Source organism: Aeromonas sp. YN13HZO-058 (assembly GCF_001921245.1).
Classification (GTDB): domain Bacteria; phylum Pseudomonadota; class Gammaproteobacteria; order Enterobacterales; family Aeromonadaceae; genus Aeromonas; species Aeromonas allosaccharophila.
The window spans coordinates 1-17,635 of sequence record NZ_MQSY01000041.1 but is presented as its reverse complement, the minus strand read 5'-3'; the positions used below and the strand labels follow the sequence as shown (position 1 = coordinate 17,635).

Genomic DNA, 17,635 nt, shown 5'->3' with positions numbered 1-17,635 from the left:
CTCACAGGCTGTTGTTGGCCAGATCCGTCAGCAAGCCATCGACCAGTTTCAGGCGCATGGCGCGATCCTGGGTTGGCATCTGGAAACGCAGCCGGGTCGGCCCGTCCATCTTGTAGACCCGTGGCTGGCTGGAGAGCAGTTTGACCAGATAGGCCGGATTGACCTTGGTCTCCTGGGTGAAGTCGAGATAGCCTCCGCGCTCGCTCATCTCCACCCGGCGAATGCCAAGGGCAGTGGCACGTTGTCGGAAGGCGGCCAGCTCCAGCAGGGTTTTGGTCGCCTCCGGCAAGAGGCCAAAGCGGTCGATCAACTCCACTTTCAGCTCGCGCAGCTCCTGCTCGTCCGCCGCGCTGGCGATCCGCTTGTACATGGAGAGGCGCATGTTGACGTCCGGGATGTAGTCGTCCGGCAGCAGTGCAGGCAGGCGCAGCTCCACCTCGGTGTGCTGGCTCATCAGTTGCTCCAGCGATGGCTCCTTGCCATTTTTCAGCGCTTCGACCGCCTGCTCCAGCATCTCCATGTAGAGGGTGAAGCCGACCGATTCGATCTGGCCGCTCTGGTCGTCGCCGAGCAGTTCGCCCGCGCCTCGGATCTCCAGGTCATGGGTCGCCAGCGCAAAACCGGCGCCGAGATCTTCGAGCGAGGCGATCGCCTCCAGCCGCTTCGCCGCATCCTTGGTCATCAGCTTGGGATGGGGGGTGAGCAGGTAGGCATAGGCCTGATGGTGAGAGCGGCCAACCCGGCCCCGCAGCTGGTGCAGTTGGGCCAGACCGAGATGATCAGCCCGATCCATGATGATGGTGTTGGCGCTCGGCACGTCGATACCGGTCTCGATAATGGTGGTGCAGACCAGCAGGTTGAAGCGCTGGTGGTAGAAGTCGGACATGATCCGCTCAAGGTCGCGCTCGCGCATCTGGCCGTGGGCGATGCCGATACGGGCCTCGGGTACCAGCTCCGCCAGATCGGCGGCGCACTTCTCGATGCTCTCCACGTCGTTGTGCAGGTAGTAGACCTGACCGCCGCGTTTGAGTTCCCGCAGCACCGCCTCGCGCACCACAGCCGGTTCATGCTGGCGCACGAAGGTCTTGATGGCGAGTCGCTTGGCGGGCGGGGTGGCGATGATAGAGAGATCCCGCATGCCAGACATCGCCATGTTGAGGGTGCGCGGAATGGGGGTGGCGGTGAGGGTGAGGATATCCACATCGGCCCGCAGTGCCTTGATCTTCTCCTTCTGGCGCACCCCGAATCTGTGCTCCTCATCGACGATGAGCAGCCCCAAGTCCTTGAAGGTGAGCTCGGAGCCGAGCAGCTTGTGGGTGCCGATGATGATGTCCACCTTGCCCTCTGCCAGCTCTTTCATCACGGCATTTTGCTCTTTGGCTGAGCGGAAGCGGCTCAGCACCTCAACCCGCACCGGCCAGTTCGCGAAGCGGTCGCGGAAGTTGTCGTAGTGCTGTTGCGCCAGCAGGGTGGTGGGCACCAGCACGGCGACCTGCTTGCCGCCATGGACGGCCACAAACGCCGCCCGCATCGCCACTTCGGTCTTGCCGAAGCCCACGTCGCCGCACACCAGTCGGTCCATGCTCTTGGCCTGACACATGTCCCCCAGCACCGCATTGATGGCGTTGAGTTGATCGTCGGTCTCCTCGAACGGGAAGCTGGCGGCAAACTGGCGATAGGCCTCTTTGTCATGCTTGAAGGCAAAACCGGCGCGGGCGGCGCGTATGGCGTAGACATCCAGCAATTCGGCCGCCACGTCGCGCACTTTTTCCGCCGCCTTGCGCCGCGCCTTGACCCAGGCCTCGCCACCCAACTTGTGGGTGGGCGGGTTATCCGATCCGGTATAACGGCTGATAAGGTGCAAACTGGTGACCGGCACGAACAGCTTGTCGCCGCCGGCATATTCTAGGGTCAAAAACTCGGTGGGCAAGCCACCGGCGTCGATGGTCTCCAGCCCCAGATAGCGGCCGACCCCGTGATCAAGGTGCACCACCGGCTGGCCCTGGGTCAGCTCGCCGAGATTGCGGATCACCGCATCGGAGCTTAAGTTCTTGCTCTTCTCTCGCGCCCGCTTGCTCCGCACCTTGCCGCCCAGCAGCTCGGTCTCGGTGATCAGCGCCAAGGGATCCTGACCGGCCTCCTGCCACAGGAAGCCGCGCTCAAGCGGAGCAACCAGCAGGCCGTGGCGATCCGGGCTCGCCATAAAGGCGTCGAGGGAGGGGAACTCCTTGGGTTGCAGCGAGATACGCGCCAGCAGATCGCCCAGCACTTCCCGCCGCCCTTCGGATTCCACCGCAAACAGGGTGCGCCCGGCAAAGCTTTGCAGGAACTGGTCGAGCGCCAGCAGGGGTTGCTCCTTGCTGTGATCGAGTTGCAGATCGGGCAGCGCCGAGATGGGCAGATCGTGTTGACCGGCATCGCCCGAGGTGGCGGCCTCTTGCAGCCGCACCGCGCCATATTGGCCAAGGGCGGCAAACAGCTGCTCCACCGGCAGATAGAGCTGCGCCGGTGGCAGCAGCGGGCGGGTGTTGTCCCAACGCCGGTCTTCATAGCGCTGGCCGATATCATTCCAGAAGCGCTGGGCGGCGGGGTAGATATCCCCCACGGTGAGCAGCAGGGTATCTGCCGGCAGATAGTCAAACAGGCTGGCGGTCTGGTTGAAGAAGAGCGGCAGATAATATTCGATGCCAGCGGGCCAGCGCCCCTTGCTCACCTCCTGATAGACGGAGCCCTCGGCCCGCGACAGCTCGAACTGTTCGCGGAACTGGCCGCGAAACAGCTCGATAGCCGCCTCGTCGGTGGGGAACTCCCGGGCAGGCAGCAGGCTGACCGTCTTGACCGGCTCGCTGGAGCGCTGGGTCTCGGGATCGAACGGGCGGATAGAGTCCACTTCGTCATCGAAGAAGTCGATGCGATAGGGGCTGTTGCTGCCCATCGGGAAGAGATCGAGCAGGGAGCCGCGGGCGGCAAATTCGCCATGCTCCAGCACCTGATCCACCGCCACGTAACCCGCTTCGGCCAAGCGCCCTCTAAGTTGTTGCAGATTGAGGCGCTGACCGGCCTTCACCATCAGGCTGTACTTGTCGAGATAGACCCGGGGGGCACAGCGCAACATCAGGGTGGAGATGGGGACAATCAGTACCCCTTTGTTCATCTGCGGCAGCTTGTAGAGGGTCTCGAGCCGCTGGGAGATGATGTCCTGATGAGGGGAGAAGGCGTCGTAGGGCAGGGTCTCCCAATCCGGGAACAGCAATACCGGGCAGCCCTTGTCGGCCAGCAGGTATTGCAGTTCTTGTTCGAGACGCAGGGCGCTCGGGGTATCGGCGGTGATAAGCAGTACCGGCCCCTTGGCTTCGCTGGTGAGACGGGCTGCAATCAGCGAGAGGCTGCTGCCGACCAGCTGGCCGAGCGTGATCTTTTGGCCCGCTTTGGCGGGCAAGGCGGGGAGTTTCATTGGCATGGTTCGATTCTTTTAACGTTGACGTTATCTATCGCTGACGTTCGCTCTGGTTAGCGCTGACGCTCTTGGGCGCGCAGCTTGAGCTGTTTGGATTGCACATGCAGGCTGGCACGTACCAGCAGTTCACGGTCATCTTCGCGGATCCGCACATAGTCGAGCAGCACATGGGTGCCATGTTCACTGCCGTCGAGCTGCTTGACCTGGCCATAGCAGTAGATGGCGGCCGCCTCTTCCCGCAGGAAGATCTTGAGGCGCACTATCTGGTGCAGGTGCGGCGCATCGCCGTGACCATGATAGGGGTGCAGGTAGGTGAGCTGGCCGGCACTGAAACGCAGGGTGTGGAAGCGCTGCTCCGGATGGTCCTGCACGGAGAGCACATAGCCCATGATCATGTCGATCTTGCGGGACTGCTGATTGACGATCTCGATCAGATCGTGCATCGACTCGTTCTGGTTGCGCAGCAGGCGAGTGGTCACCAGATCGATGGAGGTAATGGCCGAGGAGATCCGAAAGGGCTCCGGCAGCTCAGCGTCCAGCTCCGCCAGCGAGGGGAGGTGGAAGTCGGCCGGCATGGGGATCACATTGACCGGCGTGGCATGAGTGACGCTGAAGAACTGTTCCTGCATGGAGGCTATCCCTTGTTGTCATGGACGGTTTCCCTTTATTATCCGGTATCTTATTTTGTTGGCAACGTACATATCCTTGAAGACCGGACTTTTTCAGCCCCTTTCGCTGGCCATCGGCCTGCGTTATGCCGGCTCGAAGCGCAGCAATCGCTTCGTCTCATTTATCTCCCTGTTCTCTACCTTTGGCATCGCCATCGGGGTTGCCGCCCTGATGGTGGTCATTTCGGTGATGAACGGTTTCGAAGGGCAGCTCAAAGGGCGCATCCTCGGGGTGATCCCCCATGTGGTGGTGACCAATCAGGCTGGCCGCATTGATGCAGACCCGCAAGGCTTGCCGGATCTGGCCAAACTACCCCATGTGGTCGCTTCGGCCCCCATGCTCGACAGCGAAGGGATGCTGCAAAGCCCCGGCCAGCTGACCGGGGTGAGCGTGCAGGGGATCGACCCTGCGCACTGGCCCAAGGATGACATCCTGCACTCCCAGATGCTGGGGGGGCGCCTCGATACCTTGCAGGCCGGTCACTACCGCATCGTGCTGGGGCAGGGGGTGGCACGCCGCCTCAATGTCTCCATCGGCGATCAGGTTCGTCTGCTCCTGACCGAAGGGACCCGCTTCACCCCGTTTGGCCGGGTACCGGCCCAGCGCCTCTTTACGGTCTCCGGTATCTTCGGGGTCGGCGCCGACGTGGATAACCAGATTGCGTTGATCGCGCTGGGTGATGCCCAGCGGCTGCTGCGCCTGCCGACAGAAACCGTCGGTGGCATTCGCCTCTGGCTCGATGATCCGTTTGCGGCCGACGAGGTGATCAAAACACCGTTGCCGGACGGGTTGCTATGGCAGGATTGGCGCCGCGAGCGGGGCGAGCTGTTCCAGGCAGTCGCCATGGAGAAACGGATGATGGGGCTGATGCTGGTGCTGATCATCGCCGTCGCCACCTTCAACATCCTCTCTGCGCTGGTGATGGTGGTGACGGACAAGGAGGGCGAAGTGGCCATCCTGCGCACCATGGGCATGAGTGAATCGGGGATCGTCAAAATCTTCATGGTGCTCGGCGCCTCCAGCGGGGTGATTGGCGCCCTGTTTGGTGGACTGGCGGGCCTTGCGCTCAGCCTGGGGCTCAACCCCCTGCTCAATGCGGTGGGGCTCAACCTCTATATGGCGGCGGGCGGCAGTGGCCTGCCGGTCATCGTCGAGCCAGCTCAGGTCATCACCATTTTGCTGGGCGCCGTGCTGCTGAGCTTCAGTGCCACCCTCTATCCGGCGGCCCGCGCTGCGCGGGTGAAACCGGCCGAGGCGCTGCGTTATGAGTAATGCCGTGAATAATGCATCTTCTGTTGTGACTGGTGCCCCCGTTGTTGCGGGTGCCAGCGTTGTTACCGAGGCAAGTGGAGCCCCTGTTATGAATGAAGCCGTATCCCGTGAACCTCTGCTGCGCTGCCAGGCGCTCAATCATGTCTATAAAGAGGGGGAGCTGGAGACTCAGGTGCTCAAGGGGATCGATCTCTGTGTCGCGCCCGGTGAAATGCTGGCGGTGGTGGGGAGCTCGGGCTCCGGCAAGACCACTCTGCTGCATCTGATGGGGGCGCTGGACAACCCCTCCAGCGGAGCCGTGCTGTTCAAGGGGGAGGATATCCACCATTGGGACAGCCGTACCCAGGCCCGTTTTCGCAACCGCGAGCTGGGCTTTGTCTACCAGTTCCATCACCTGCTCTCCGAGTTCAGTGCGCTGGAAAATACGGCCATGCCGCTGCTGATCGCCGGTGAGTCGGTGGCGGTTGCCACCGAGAAGGCGACCAGAATGTTGGGTCGGGTAGGGCTCTCCCATCGCTTGAACCACCGTCCCTCCGAGCTCTCCGGTGGCGAACGTCAACGGGTGGCGATTGCCCGGGCGCTGGTCAACGAACCGAGTCTGGTGCTGGCGGACGAACCCACCGGCAATCTGGATCACGCCAGCGCCACTGCGGTGTACGAACTGCTGTGTGAACTGAACCGTGAACTGGGTACCGCCTTTGTGGTGGTGACTCACGACTTGAGCCTTGCGGCCAAGCTCCATCGCCGGGTGACCTTGGTGAGCGGTGTGATGGCGGAGGTTGCCTGATGTTCAAACCGCTGCCCCTTTTTCTGGGCCTGCGTTACAGCCGCTCCCGCCGTCGCAACGGGTTTATCGCCTTTATCTCTGCCTCTTCCCTGATCGGTATCGCCCTCGGGGTGATGGCGTTGATCCTGGGCCTCTCTGCCATGAACGGTTTCGAGCGGGAGCTCAAAGATCGGGTGCTCTCGGTCGTGCCGCAAGGTGAGCTGGACGCGGTCGAGCGGCCGCTGCCGGATTGGCCCCGTCTGCGCGACTACCTGCTGGCCCAGCCGGGTGTCGAGGCGGCTGCGCCGGTCATTCGCCTCAATGGCCTGCTGGAGCACGGCTCCGCCCTCAAGGGGGTGCAACTGCGCGCCGTGCTGCCGGAGCTGGAAGCCAATCTGTCGGATGCGGGCAAATACATGACAGGTCGCGGCCTGCGTGAGCTGCAACCGGGCGAGCATGGGGTGATCCTCGGCAAGACCATCGCCGACAAGCTCGGGGTCAAGGTAGGGGACGCTGTCGCCCTGCTGCTGCCGCAAGGGGGCGATCAGGCCGGGATCAAGAATCCCCGACGCGAAGCCCTGACCGTGGTGGGACTGCTGGAAATTGGCGGTCAGCTCGACGGTCTGCTCGGCTTTATGCATCTGGCCGATGCCCAGACCATCACCGGTATGGGCAGTGATGTAGAGGGTTTCAGCCTGCGGGTGAGCGATGTGCTCAAGGCGCAATCCATCACGGTGGCTGCCGCGCAGCAGTTCCCCCATCACGTCTATATCCGCAGCTGGATGAACAGTCAGGGTTACCTCTATCAGGACATCCAGATGGTGCGCACTGTCATGTATGTGGTGATGCTGATGGTGGTGGCCGTCGCCTGTTTCAACATCGTCTCCACCCTGGTGATGGCGGTGAACGAAAAGCGCAGCGAGATCGCCATCCTGAAGACCATGGGGGCGAGCCCCGGCCAGATCCGGCTCACCTTCGTCATTCAGGGGATGGTCAACGGTGTAGCCGGTGCGCTGCTTGGTGCCCTGCTGGGTGGGTTGCTCTCCAGCAAGCTGACCCAGATCCTGAGCGTTGTCGAAAAGCTTATCGGCCATCGCTTCCTCAATCCGGATATCTACTTCATCGACTTCTTGCCGACCGAGTTGCATATGCAGGATCTGCTGATCGTTACAGGCGCTGCCATTCTGATGAGTCTGCTGGCGACCCTCTATCCCGCCTGGCGGGCGAGCGGTCTGGTGCCGTCCCGCGAGCTGGGCCACTGATACGCCGCATCTAATTCGCAATAAATAACGAAGGGCCCGCCGGTGCAAACCGGCGGGCCCTTCTGTTTTCAGAGCGTATAGCCTGGCTTAGTGGGCGTTGAGCTCATCGAGCGGCAGGGAGAAGCTGGCCACGAAGGTGTCGATAAAGTAGCGCATCTCCTCGCTCATCCGGGCTTCCAGCATGGCTTCGAGGCGCTTGCGAGCCGGTTCAAACTCCCGGTTGCCCGCGTTGATCTCTTCCAGACACTTGGTATAGGCGCAGAGGGTGTCGGCATCTTTCACCAGTCGGGCCAGCTCGCCATCCTGGGCTGCCGAATCGAGTAGCGGGCGAAAATCCTCGACCAGCTCAGGTGGCAGCATGGCGAGCAGACGCTGCTCGGCGGCCAGCTCTATCTTTTTGTACTCGCGGGCAATTTCGGGGTTGAAGTATTTGACCGGGGTGGGCAGATCGCCGGTCAACACCTCGCTGCTATCGTGATAGAGCGCCATCACGGCGGCGCGGTCGGCATTCACGCTGCCGCCAAACAGCCGGTTTTTGATGATGCCGAGTGCATGGGCCACCATGGCGACCTGCAGGCTGTGCTCGGCGATATTTTCGGGCTGGATGTTGCGCATCAGGGGCCAGCGGTAGATGAGCTTCATGCGGGCGAGATTGGCGAAAAAGTGGCTGGGTAACATGATGGCCTCAACAAAAGAGAATAGAAAAGGGCAGACCCCAGTCTGCCCTTTTTTTCGTTGTATGGCAGCGTCTGCCCGCGCAATTCCCGCAGTTAGCGGATATAGCGACCCGATTCCGCCTCGTGGTTGGTCACGATCATCTGGCCGATGGGGGCCAGGCTGATCAGTGCCAGCTTGAGGTGCTGGATACCGAACGGGATACCGATGATGGTCACGAAACAGGCCAGCGCGGAAGCGATGTGACCGATGGCCAGCCAGATGCCGATCAGCACGAACCAGAGGATGTTGCCAATCAGCCCCAGGGTGCCTGTGCCGATATCGCTCTGGCCGGTCATGGTCTTGCGATTGACCGCCTGCTTGCCAAACGGGAAGAAGGTAAAGGTGCCGATCACGAAGCAGGCACGTCCCCAGGGGATGCCGACCAGCGAGATAAAGCAGATAAGACCGGCCAGCCACCAGGCCAGGCCCATAAATATACCTCCCAGTACAAACCAGAGCAGATTGAACAAGAAGCGGAAAAAGGCCATGTGAGTGACTCCAGATACATCAATTTGGCTGCCACCATAACGAGGGAGGGCAGGGGACGCAATGGTTGATTGGGTCAATCGCCATTTGGCTGGACAAATTAAGTCGCCGCCCGCGACAGCGGCCCGTTTTGCGGCGAAAAATGGGTAATAAATCGGCATTCGGCTGAAAAAAGGTGAACAAACGCAAAATTATCGTCACCGGATGGTTGAAGTCGGGTGCCTCTCTCCCCATATAAAGGGCAGTTTTGCACGAATTGTGCTTTCACGCCGCTCAATGTGGGGGATGTGTGGCTCGACTCGACCAAAGTGCGCCGCTATAATGCCGCGTCATATTTTCTCATCACAAAGACATATTGTTGTCTTTATAAACAGGAAGACTCCGGGCTTTGCCCAGGGGCAATAAGGGTCAGCACACAGTGCTGAGTTGAACGAGGTAGAAGAATGCAAGTTTCTGTAGAGACAACCCAGGGTCTGGAACGCCGTCTTACCATCACTGTACCGGCCGCTACCGTAGACGCCGCTGTGCGTAAAGAATTGAATGGCCTGGCCAAAACTCGTCGCATCGACGGTTTCCGTCCTGGCAAGGCTCCGGTTGCCATCATCAAGAAGATGTTCGGCGCCATGGCTCACGCCCGCGTTGCTGATGAAATGATGCAGAGCAACTTCATCAAAGCCATCATCGAAAACAAACTGAGCCCGGCCGGTGCCCCGACCATGGATCCGAAAGAGATCCAGGAAGGTCAGGATTTCGAATTCACCGCCACGTTCGAAGTGTACCCGGAGTTCGAAGTTGCTGGTCTCGAGACCATCAAGGTCGAGAAGCCGGTTGCGACCGTGAAGGATGAAGATCTGGCCAACATGATCGACACCCTGCGCAAGCAGCACGCTACCTGGGCTGATGCCGATGTTGCTGCTGCCAATGGCATGCGTGTGACCCTGGACTTCGTCGGTTCCATCGACGGTGAAGAGTTCGACGGCGGCAAAGCTGAAGGCTTCAACCTGGTGCTGGGCGCTGGCCGTATGATCCCGGGCTTCGAAGACGCCATCATGGGCAAGAAAGCGGGCGACGAGTTCACCATCGAAGTGACCTTCCCGGCTGACTACCACGCTGAAAACCTGAAAGGCAAAGAAGCCAAGTTCGCTTCCAAGCTGATCAAGGTTGAAGAGCAGATCCTGCCTGAGCTGACCGAAGAGTTCGTCAAGCGTTTCGGTATCGAAAGCGGTTCTGTTGAAGAGCTGAAAGCCGAAGTGCGCAAGAACATGGAGCGCGAACTGGCTCAAGCCCTGAAAAACAGCGTGAAAGAGCAGGTTCTGAACGGTCTGGTTGAAGCCAACCAAATCGACCTGCCGAAGGCCGCTGTTGCTCAAGAGATCGATACCCTGCGTCAACAGGCTCTGCAGCGCTTCGGTGGTTTCCAGGGCGGCAACGCTCCCGAGCTGCCGGCTGAACTGTTCCAGGCGCAAGCCGAGCGTCGTGTACGCGTTGGCCTGCTGCTGGGCGACGTGATCCGCACCAACGAGATCAAGGCTGACGATGCCCGCGTAACCAGCATCATCGAGTCCATGGCGACTGCCTACGAAGATCCGAAGGAAGTGATCGAGTACTACCAGAAGAACGAGCAGATGCTGAACGGCGTTCGTAACCTGGCAGTTGAAGATCAAGCCATCGACCTGATCCTGTCCAAAGCGCAAGTGACCGAAAAAGAAGTTGCCTTTGACGACGTGATCAACAAGTCTGGCGCCGCTGCCTAAGAACATTTGACTTAAGGTCAAGACTGTTAAGTATAATGGCTCGTGTGATCTCCACTCGGGCCATTTTATTTTAGGGACAATGCCTTATGTATAAAAACTATAACGATGTAACCGAATCCCCACGCAATGCACTCATCCCGATGGTGGTAGAGCAGACTGCCAAGGGTGAACGTTCCTACGATATTTACTCCCGTCTGCTGAAAGAGCGGGTGATCTTCCTGACCGGTCAGGTTGAAGATCAGATGGCCAATCTGGTGGTTGCCCAACTGCTGTTCCTCGAGTCCGAGAATCCGGACAAGGACATCTATATCTACATCAACTCGCCGGGTGGTTCGGTGACTGCGGGCATGTCTATCTATGACACCATGCAGTTCATCAAGCCGGATGTCAGCACCGTCTGCATGGGTCAGGCCTGCTCCATGGGCGCCTTCCTGCTGGCCGGTGGCGCCAAGGGCAAGCGTTTCTGCCTGCCGAACGCTCGCGTGATGATCCACCAGCCGCTGGGTGGCTTCCAGGGTCAGGCATCTGATATCCAGATCCACGCCCAGGAGATCCTGAAAATCAAAAATACCCTGAACGAGCGTCTGGCGTTCCATACCGGTCAGGACATGGCTACCATCGAGCGTGACACCGATCGTGACAACTTCATGTCCGCCGAGCAGGCCGTGGCCTATGGTCTGGTAGACGGTGTCCTGAGCCAGCGTAGCTGAGCAGGGTGTCCCGGTCTGTTGTAAACTCAACAGGCCGATCCATCCTCTATTGATAAAACGAGGTTGCTGAATGACAGAAAAACGCAAGGGTGAGGGTGATAAGCTGCTCTACTGCTCTTTTTGCGGCAAAAGCCAGCATGAAGTGCGCAAGCTGATCGCTGGCCCTTCCGTCTACATATGTGATGAGTGCGTCGAGCTGTGCAACGACATCATCCGCGAAGAGATCCGCGAGATCTCGCCCAAGCGCGATGGTAACGAGCTGCCGACCCCTCATCAGATCCGCGCTCATCTCGATGACTATGTGATCGGGCAGGAGTACGCCAAGAAGGTGTTGGCCGTTGCGGTTTACAACCACTACAAGCGTCTGCGTAACAGCGGCGAAAACAGTGGTGTGGAGCTCGGCAAATCCAACATCCTGCTGATTGGCCCGACCGGTAGCGGCAAGACCCTGCTGGCCGAGACCCTGGCTCGTCTGCTGGATGTGCCGTTCACCATGGCCGATGCGACCACCCTGACCGAAGCCGGTTATGTGGGCGAGGACGTGGAGAACATCATCCAGAAGCTGCTGCAAAAGTGCGACTACGACGTAGAGAAGGCCCAGCGTGGCATCGTCTACATCGACGAGATCGACAAGATCTCCCGCAAGTCGGACAACCCCTCCATCACCCGCGATGTCTCCGGGGAAGGGGTACAGCAGGCACTGCTCAAGCTGATCGAAGGGACCATCGCTTCCGTGCCGCCGCAAGGTGGTCGCAAGCATCCGCAGCAGGAGTTCTTGCAGGTTGATACCTCCAAGATCCTCTTCATCTGTGGCGGTGCCTTTGCCGGTCTGGACAAGGTGATCGAGCAGCGTTCCGTGAAGGGAACCGGTATCGGTTTTGGCGCCGAGGTGAAATCCAAGGATGCCAAGGCTACCCTGAGCGAGACCTTCGCCAAGGTGGAGCCGGAAGATCTGATCAAGTACGGTCTCATCCCCGAGTTCATCGGCCGTCTGCCGGTGGTCGCGACCCTGACCGAACTGGACGAGTCTGCGCTTATCCAGATCCTGAAAGAGCCGAAAAACGCGCTGACCAAACAGTACGCTGCGTTGTTCGATCTGGAAGGGGTTGAGCTGGAGTTCCGTGACGACGCACTCAACGCCATTGCCCGCAAGGCGATGGAGCGTAAAACCGGTGCTCGTGGTCTGCGTTCCATCGTGGAAGCTGTGCTGCTGGATACCATGTATGACCTGCCTTCTCTGGAAGGGGTCAGCAAGGTGGTGATCGACGAGACCGTGATCAAAGGGGACTCCGCGCCCTTGATGATCTACGAAAATCCCGAGACCCAGGCTGCTGCATCAGAGTAAACGTCTGATTTTTAATCAAATGGAAGGGGCTTTTTGCCCCTTTCATGCTTTTTGCGGTTTCGGCGATTGAATCTCATCTCAGCGCCCCCATATACTCAGCCAAGCGCTTTGCCAACGGTATAACAAGCCGAGAGGACATATATGAACCTAGAGCGTTCAGAACGCATCGAGATTCCCGTCCTGCCTCTTCGTGACGTGGTGGTTTACCCCCACATGGTCATTCCACTCTTTGTGGGGCGGGAAAAATCCATTCGCTGTCTGGAAGCGGCCATGGAGCAGGACAAGAAAGTTCTGCTGGTGGCCCAGAAGGATGCGTCAACCGACGAGCCGACTGTGGAGGAGATCTTCACCGTCGGGACAGTGGCCAATATTCTGCAGATGCTCAAGCTGCCGGACGGCACCGTCAAGGTGCTGGTAGAGGGGGGGCAGCGTGCCCGCCTGGAGCGGATGATCGACGACAAGGATTTCTTTGTCTGCGAAGCCCAGTACATCCCCTCCCAAGCCATTGAGGAGAAGGATCAGGAAGTACTGGTGCGCTCCGCCATCGGCCAGTTTGAAGGCTATATCAAGCTCAACAAGAAGATCCCGCCCGAGGTACTGACCTCGATCTCGGCGATCGACGATGCTGCGCGTCTGGCCGACACCATGGCGGCCCATATGCCGCTCAAGCTGGAAGACAAGCAGAAGGTGCTGGAGATCGTCTCGGTTTCCGAGCGCATCGAATTCCTGATGGCGATGATGGAGTCGGAGATTGACCTGCTGCAGGTCGAGAAACGCATCCGCACGCGCGTCAAGAAGCAGATGGAGAAGAGCCAGCGCGAGTACTACCTCAACGAGCAGATGAAGGCCATCCAGAAAGAGCTGGGTGAGCTGGAAGATAGCCCGGACGAGTTTGAAGCCCTCAATCGCAAGATTGAAGAGGCTGGCATGCCGGCTGATGCCCGTGAAAAGGCGTTGGCAGAGCTCGCCAAGCTGAAAATGATGTCGCCCATGTCCGCCGAGGCTACCGTGGTTCGCAGCTATGTGGACTGGATGGTACAGGTGCCGTGGAAGGCGCGCTCCAAGGTCAAGAAAGATCTTGGCAAGGCGCAAGAGGTGCTGGACGCCGATCACTATGGCCTCGAGAAGGTCAAGGATCGCATCCTCGAATATCTGGCGGTACAGGCGCGGGTGAACAAGCTCAAGGGCCCTATCCTCTGTCTGGTTGGGCCTCCCGGTGTGGGCAAGACCTCGCTGGGCCAATCCATCGCCAAGGCGACGGGCCGCAAGTATGTGCGGATGGCCTTGGGGGGCGTGCGTGATGAAGCGGAGATCCGCGGTCACCGCCGTACCTATATCGGTTCCATGCCTGGCAAGCTTATTCAGAAGATGGCGAAAGTCGGCGTGAAGAACCCGCTGTTCCTGCTCGACGAGATCGACAAGATGAGCTCGGACATGCGTGGCGATCCCGCATCTGCCTTGCTGGAAGTACTGGATCCGGAACAGAACAACAGCTTCAACGATCACTACCTGGAAGTGGATTATGACCTGTCGGACGTGATGTTCGTGGCCACCTCCAACTCCATGAATATCCCAGGTCCGTTGCTGGACCGGATGGAAGTGATCCGTCTCTCCGGTTACACCGAAGATGAGAAGCTCAACATTGCCAAGCAACATCTGGTGGCCAAGCAGATCCAGCGCAACGGCCTGAAAGAGTCCGAGATCACCATCGAGGATTCTGCCCTGGTCGGGGTGATCCGCTACTACACCCGCGAGGCGGGGGTACGGAGTCTGGAGCGCGAGATCTCCAAGATTTGTCGCAAGGCAGTCAAGCGCATCCTGCTGGACAAGAGCATCAAGCATGTTCAGGTCAATCAGGCCAACCTCAAGGAGTTCCTCGGGGTGCAGCGTTTCGATTATGGCAAGGCCACCGACCAGAACCAGGTGGGTCAGGTGTGTGGTCTGGCGTGGACCGAAGTGGGCGGCGATCTGCTCACCATCGAAACCACCAACATGCCGGGCAAGGGCAAGCTCACTTACACCGGTTCCCTCGGTGACGTGATGCAGGAGTCCATCCAGGCGGCCATGACGGTGGTGCGGGCCCGTGCCGAGAAGTTGCGCATCAACGCCGACTTCTACGAGAAGCGCGATATCCACGTGCACGTACCGGAAGGGGCAACCCCGAAAGATGGTCCGAGTGCCGGTATCGCCATGTGTACCGCCCTGGTCTCCAGCTTGACCGGTAATCCGGTTCGTGCTGATGTGGCGATGACAGGGGAGATCACCCTGCGCGGCGAAGTGCTGCCCATCGGTGGTCTCAAGGAGAAGTTGCTGGCAGCCCATCGTGGCGGCATCAAGCGAGTGCTTATTCCGAAAGAGAACGAGCGTGACCTTGAGGAGATCCCGGCAAACGTCAAACAAGACCTTGAAATTTATCCGGTTCGCTGGATTGACGAGGTGCTGGAATTGGCGTTGCAGGACAATCCGCAGGGGTTTGAACGCGTTTCTGTCGTGTAAATGTTGATGCGCCGCAAATTTGGCGCATTCGACGGGTGGTTAAGGCTTGCATGCGCCCGATAACGGAAGTAGCCTTGACCACCGATCGGGTACTCGTGATGAGTCGCAATGCGTTGTGTGGCGCGGGTTTGCGCCAGATTGTCACTTGCAACTGATCAGGAGGCTTGCTATAAAACCTCCACTTGTTGTGGCCAGGGAAATCAGCGCCGCAGCGGTGTTTGATAAAAGGGGAATATAAGAGTGAATAAATCTCAACTGATTGACAAGATTGCAGACGGTGCCGATATCTCCAAAGCTGCCGCTGGCCGTGCGTTGGATGCCTTCATTGATGCTGTTGGTGAAGCGCTGAAAGAGGGTGACCAGGTTGCTCTGGTTGGTTTCGGTACTTTCGCTGTACGCGAGCGTGCTGCCCGTTCAGGCCGTAACCCGCAGACTGGCGCGACCATCGAAATCGCTGCTGGTAAAGTTCCTGCCTTCAAAGCCGGTAAGGCCCTGAAAGACGCTGTTAACTAAGTCGGTCGCTGATATCCGTCGGCTACCGTCCTTGGTCGCAGACCAGACAAGTTAGAGAGTCTTCTCTCATACTGATTGACCAAGGCGCATCGCAATCGGTGCGCCTTTTTATTGTTTACGCCCATCGAGTTCGGGAGCATAAGTACAAACATGATGTTGGATAAACTACGCGAAGGGGCGCAGGGCAAGGTAGCCAAGGTTATCTTGGGCCTGATCATCCTCTCCTTTGCCTTGGCTGGTGTAGGTAGCTACCTGAACGGCCCGGCCCGTACCGCCCCCGCCACCGTCAATGGCACCGAGATCAGTGCTGCGGCACTGGAAAATGCCTACCGTAACGAGCGCGCCCGCATGGAATCCCAGATGGGAGAGGCATTCAGCCAGCTGGCCGCGAACCCCGATTACATGAAACAGTTCCGCCGTGGCGTGCTGGATCGGCTGATCGATCAGGCGTTGCTGGACAGCAAGGCCCGTGAACTGGGTCTGCGCATCAGCGACGAGCAGATCAAGCAAGCCATCGTGGAGATGCCCGAGTTTGCCGAAAACGGCAAGTTCAACAATGACCGCTATCTGCAGCTGATCCGTCGTGCCGGTATGACTCCCGAAATGTTCCGTGACTCCCTGCGTCAGGACATGGTGCGTCAACAGCTGATGGGCGCCCTGCTGGGCACCGAATTCTCCCTCAAGGGTGAAGCGGAGCAGCTCGACAAGCTCTACAACCAGACTCGCGATCTGCGTCTGGTGCGTCTGGCTGCCGCCAACTATGTGGATGATGTTCAGGTCTCTGACAACGAGCTGGAGCAGTACTACAAGACCAATGGCGCCCGTTTCATGAACGACGAACAGGTCAAGGTCGACTATCTGCTGCTGGACGCTGCCAACCTCGCCAAGGACATCAAGGTCACCGAGCAGGATGCCCAGGATTACTACGATCAGCACCAGGATCTGTTCCAGCGTGCCGAGCGTCGTCATGTGGCTCACATCCTGATCCCGTTTGGCAAGGACGAGAAAGCCGCCGAGCAGAAGGCAGAAGCCGTGCTGGCCAAAGCCAAGGCGGGTGATGATTTCGCTGCGCTGGCCAAGGCTGACTCTGCCGATACCTTCTCCGCCAAAAAAGGCGGCGAGCTGGACTGGTTCGAGAAAGGGGTGATGGACCCGGCCTTCGAAAAAGCCGCGTTCGCCCTGAACAAGGCGGGTGATCTCTCCACCGTGGTGAAGAGCCCGTTCGGTTTCCACATCATCAAGCTGCTGGGGGTTGAGGCTGCCCAGACCAAGCCGTTTGCCGATGTGAAGGAAGAGACCATCACTCGTCTGCAAGCTGATAAGGCCAAGGAGCTGTTCTTCGCCGAGCAGCAGAAGATGGCTGACAACAGCTTCGAAAACCCGGACTCGCTGGATCTGACCGCTGATGCCATGGGGATGAAGGTACAATCTTCCGATTTCTTCACCCAGGCGAGCGCCCCGGCTCCGTTGAACGATCCCAAGGTGCTCTCCGTGGCGTTCTCCGAGCAACTGCGCGATGACAACACCAACTCCGACGTGATTGAGCTGGCTGATGGCAAGGCGCTGGTGCTGCACATCACCGGTCACCAGCCAAAGGCCGTCAAGCCGCTGGCTGAAGTGAAAGAGCAGGTGATTGCCGCCATCAAGCATGACAAGGCCGGTGAAGTGGCCCGTGGCAAGGCGCAGGGCCTGCTGGACAAGCTGAAGGTCGGTGAGAGCATCACGGCCGATCTGGCTGCTCTCGGTCTGAAAGTGGAGACCCACAAAAGGGTTGCCCGCTTCGATCGCGAACTGGATCAGAACCTGATTGCCCAGGCGTTCACACTGCCCCATCCGAAAGATGGCAAGCCTAGCGTGGCACTGGTTGCCGAGACCAATGGTGACCGCGTGGTAGTTGCGCTGGACAAGGTTAACGTCCCGGCCGCCGCATCCGGCATGGCCGCCATGCTGCAAGGTCAGCTTGGTCAGGGCAAAGCTCAGGTGAGCTACAAGTCTCTGATCGACGAGCTGCGCAAAGCAGCCAAGATCGAGTACTTCACCAGTGTGGAAGCGACCGTCGAGTAATCGGCACCGCGCAACCCATTGAAAACGGCTCCTTGATGGAGCCGTTTTTTTATGGCTATGTCCCAATTACGTGTTGCATGGGGCGCCCCAGCGCCTCATGCAAACACGCTTTGATATTCACGCC

General features: G+C 59.2%; 13 protein-coding genes. 9 read left to right on the top strand and 4 right to left on the bottom strand.

The window, feature by feature from the left end; translation table 11 throughout:
- Nucleotide 1 precedes the first annotated feature (1 nt).
- Together mfd and BSP75_RS09570 are read right to left on the bottom strand one after the other, a co-directional pair.
- On the bottom strand, nt 2-3,454 hold the full coding sequence (mfd, locus tag BSP75_RS09575) for a transcription-repair coupling factor (protein ID WP_075112993.1): 3,453 nt from the start codon (nt 3,452-3,454) through the stop codon (nt 2-4).
- Between the two features lie 56 nt (nt 3,455-3,510).
- On the bottom strand, nt 3,511-4,086 hold the full coding sequence (locus tag BSP75_RS09570) for a hypothetical protein (protein WP_042062821.1): 576 nt from the start codon (nt 4,084-4,086) through the stop codon (nt 3,511-3,513).
- Nucleotides 4,087-4,162: 76 nt separating this feature from the next.
- Here BSP75_RS09570 and BSP75_RS09565 point away from each other — a divergent pair, with 76 nt between their 5' ends.
- From BSP75_RS09565 to lolE, 3 genes are all read left to right on the top strand, one after another.
- Entirely contained in the window at nt 4,163-5,398 is a 1,236-nt protein-coding gene (locus tag BSP75_RS09565; RefSeq protein WP_058051813.1) for a lipoprotein-releasing ABC transporter permease subunit, read from the top strand.
- An 88-nt stretch (nt 5,399-5,486) separates the two neighbouring features.
- Nucleotides 5,487-6,185 (top strand): lipoprotein-releasing ABC transporter ATP-binding protein LolD, encoded by a 699-nt coding sequence (gene lolD / locus BSP75_RS09560; RefSeq protein WP_075112992.1) that lies wholly within the window; start codon nt 5,487-5,489, stop codon nt 6,183-6,185.
- Nucleotides 6,185-7,426 (top strand): lipoprotein-releasing ABC transporter permease subunit LolE, encoded by a 1,242-nt coding sequence (gene lolE / locus BSP75_RS09555; RefSeq protein WP_075112991.1) that lies wholly within the window; start codon nt 6,185-6,187, stop codon nt 7,424-7,426. Before lolD ends, lolE begins: the two co-directional genes overlap by 1 nt.
- Before the next feature lie 87 nt (nt 7,427-7,513).
- Here lolE and yfbR read toward each other — a convergent pair whose 3' ends face one another.
- Nucleotides 7,514-8,104, bottom strand: coding sequence for a 5'-deoxynucleotidase (yfbR, locus tag BSP75_RS09550; RefSeq protein WP_042062817.1), 591 nt, complete (start codon nt 8,102-8,104; stop codon nt 7,514-7,516).
- A gap of 92 nt (nt 8,105-8,196) precedes the next feature.
- The gene (locus BSP75_RS09545; RefSeq protein WP_042062816.1) at nt 8,197-8,631 is read right to left on the bottom strand and encodes a YccF domain-containing protein; all 435 of its coding nucleotides are present in this window, start codon (nt 8,629-8,631) and stop codon (nt 8,197-8,199) included.
- Nucleotides 8,632-9,072: 441 nt separating this feature from the next.
- Here BSP75_RS09545 and tig point away from each other — a divergent pair, with 441 nt between their 5' ends.
- The 6 genes from tig to ppiD all read left to right on the top strand — a co-directional run bounded on the left by tig (nt 9,073) and on the right by ppiD (nt 17,511).
- On the top strand, nt 9,073-10,383 hold the full coding sequence (tig, locus tag BSP75_RS09535; protein WP_075112990.1) for a trigger factor: 1,311 nt from the start codon (nt 9,073-9,075) through the stop codon (nt 10,381-10,383).
- Between the two features lie 86 nt (nt 10,384-10,469).
- A complete protein-coding gene (gene clpP, locus BSP75_RS09530) occupies nt 10,470-11,093 on the top strand; it encodes an ATP-dependent Clp endopeptidase proteolytic subunit ClpP (protein ID WP_042062813.1) in 624 nt (207 codons plus the stop codon).
- Nucleotides 11,094-11,163: 70 nt separating this feature from the next.
- A complete protein-coding gene (gene clpX, locus BSP75_RS09525; RefSeq protein ID WP_005336977.1) occupies nt 11,164-12,438 on the top strand; it encodes an ATP-dependent protease ATP-binding subunit ClpX in 1,275 nt (424 codons plus the stop codon).
- 141 nt (nt 12,439-12,579) lie between these two features.
- Nucleotides 12,580-14,934, top strand: a complete 2,355-nt coding sequence (gene lon, locus BSP75_RS09520) for an endopeptidase La (protein WP_058051817.1) — start codon at nt 12,580-12,582, stop codon at nt 14,932-14,934.
- Nucleotides 14,935-15,174: 240 nt separating this feature from the next.
- Nucleotides 15,175-15,447: a nucleoid-associated protein HU-beta gene (gene hupB, locus BSP75_RS09515; protein WP_005315375.1), complete on the top strand. Its 273-nt coding sequence runs from the start codon at nt 15,175-15,177 to the stop codon at nt 15,445-15,447.
- A gap of 150 nt (nt 15,448-15,597) precedes the next feature.
- Nucleotides 15,598-17,511 (top strand): peptidylprolyl isomerase, encoded by a 1,914-nt coding sequence (gene ppiD / locus BSP75_RS09510; RefSeq protein ID WP_075112989.1) that lies wholly within the window; start codon nt 15,598-15,600, stop codon nt 17,509-17,511.
- The last annotated feature ends 124 nt before the right edge of the window (nt 17,512-17,635 follow it).